General features: G+C 73.8%; 2 protein-coding genes. Both read left to right on the top strand.

The genetic code is table 11. The annotated features are described in order from the left end of the window. Nucleotides 1-890: sensor histidine kinase (locus CWC38_RS11670; protein WP_133306265.1), on the top strand; the 890-nt coding region annotated here is incomplete at its 5' end. Then, nucleotides 890-1,759, top strand: coding sequence for a response regulator transcription factor (locus tag CWC38_RS11665; RefSeq protein WP_121846872.1), 870 nt, complete (start codon nucleotides 890-892; stop codon nucleotides 1,757-1,759). The genes CWC38_RS11670 and CWC38_RS11665, both read left to right, overlap by 1 nt. The last annotated feature ends 123 nt before the right edge of the window (nucleotides 1,760-1,882 follow it).

Raw genomic sequence — 1,882 nt, 5'->3', positions numbered from 1 at the left:
CCGCCGGGCGGCGCGTGTATGCGGCGGCCCTGCTCGGCAGCGTGGTTCTGGGGGTGCGCAGCAACCACTGGTTCCTGTTCATGTTCGACCACCACTCCACGCTGGAGTGGGTGCTCGTGGGAACCATGTTCACGGTGGTCACGGCGGCCATCGTCACGGTCGCGTTCCTCGCGGGGGACCTGGCGCGGGGGCGTCGTCGTCGCCGGGAGCAGCTCGAGGACCGCGCGCGGCGCCTGGAGGTGGAGCGCGAGCAGGAGGTGCGCCTGGCCGCGCAGGACGAGCGGGCGCGGATCGCGCGGGAAATGCACGACGTGGTGGCGCACTCGCTGTCCGTGGTGATCGCGCAGGCGGACGGGGCGCGCTACGCGGCGTCGTCGACCCCCGAGGTGGCCGTGGAGACCCTGGGGACCATCGCGGAGACCGCGCGCGGTTCCCTCGCGGAGATGCGCAAGCTGCTGGGCGTGCTGCGCACCGAGGACGGGACGGGCACGGCACCCGTGCCGCAGCTCGAGCAGATTGAACACCTGGTGGCCTCCGTGCGCACGGCCGGGCTGCCCGTGGAGTACCTGGTCAGCGGTGAGGCGCACCTGTCCCCGGGCGCGCAGCTGACCCTGTACCGCGTGGTCCAGGAGGCCCTGACCAACGCCCTCAAGCACGCGTGGCAGGCCACGAGGGTGCGGATCGTTCTGGAGCACGGGGACGCCGGGTCCGCGGTGGAGATCACCAACGACGGCGCCGGGGCCGTCACCCGCGCGCCCGGCGGCGGCTTCGGGCTGCAGGGGCTGCGTGAACGCGTGGGCCTCTACGGAGGCACCCTGAGCGCGGGCCCGCACCCCGGGCGCGCGGACGTGTTCGTGGTCCGCGCTACCCTGCCGGGGGAGGAAACATGATGGCAGAGACCCTGGGCGCAGCACCCGTGCGCGTGCTCATCGTGGACGACCAGCCGCTCGTGCGCGGAGGCTTCCGCATGCTCGTGGACTCGCAACCGGACCTCACCGTGGTGGGGGACCTGGACGACGGCGCGGCCGCCGTGGAGGCTGTGCGCACCGCGGCGCCGGAGCAGTGCCCGGACGTGATCCTCATGGACGTGCGCATGCCCCGGATGGACGGGATCGCCGCAACCCGGGAGATCCTGCGGCTGCGCCCGGAGGTCAGGATCATCGTGCTCACCACGTTCGACCTGGACGAGTACGCCCTGGAGGGCATCCAGGCCGGCGCCAGCGGGTTCCTGCTCAAGGACGCCCGCCCCGAGGAGTTGCTGGACGCGATCCGCACCGTGGCCCGCGGGGACGCGGTGATCGCGCCATCCACCACGCGGCGGCTGCTCTCCCACCTGGTGTCCGGGGGCTTCGAGTCCCCGGGGCGGCACTCCCCGGACCGACCGTCCGCGGACGTGGCGGCGGAGACCTCCCGCACGGGGCCCGGGGGCACGACGCCACCGGAGGAGTCCCGCGGGCTCGGCGCGGCGCACGCACCCGGCCCCGGTGCCCCGCAGACCCGCGCGGGCTGCGTCGACGGGGGCGCCCCGGCGCAAGACCCGTGGCAGGACCCCCGGCTCGGCACGCTCACGGCCCGTGAGCGCGAGGTGTTCGAGCTGATCGGCGAGGGGTGCTCCAACGGGGAGATCATGCAGCGGCTGTTCCTGTCCGAGCCCACGGTCAAGACGCACGTGTCCCACATCCTGTCCAAGCTCCAGGCGCGGGACCGGGTGCAGGCCGTGGTGATCGCGTACGAGACCGGTGTGGTGCTGCCCGGCTGAGCCCCGGTTCCGGGCCCGGTCTCATACCCCGGTATGAGCGGACGGCTCCGGTGAGACCCGCGTCACGGTGGGGCGGGCACGCGGTGGGCCACAGATCGTACCCCCGTCCGATGTGTGCCGCCC

The organism is Kocuria tytonicola (assembly GCF_003687455.1).
Taxonomy (GTDB): Bacteria; Actinomycetota; Actinomycetes; order Actinomycetales; family Micrococcaceae; genus Kocuria; species Kocuria tytonicola.
Note: the sequence above shows the minus strand (reverse complement) of the source record. Positions and strands in the feature narration are given on the sequence as shown.

Excerpts from the sequence above, each read along its gene's own strand:
- CWC38_RS11665 (WP_121846872.1), top strand. The coding sequence starts at position 890 with ATGGCAGAGACCCTGGGCGCAGCACCCGTGCGCGTGCTCATCGTGGAC.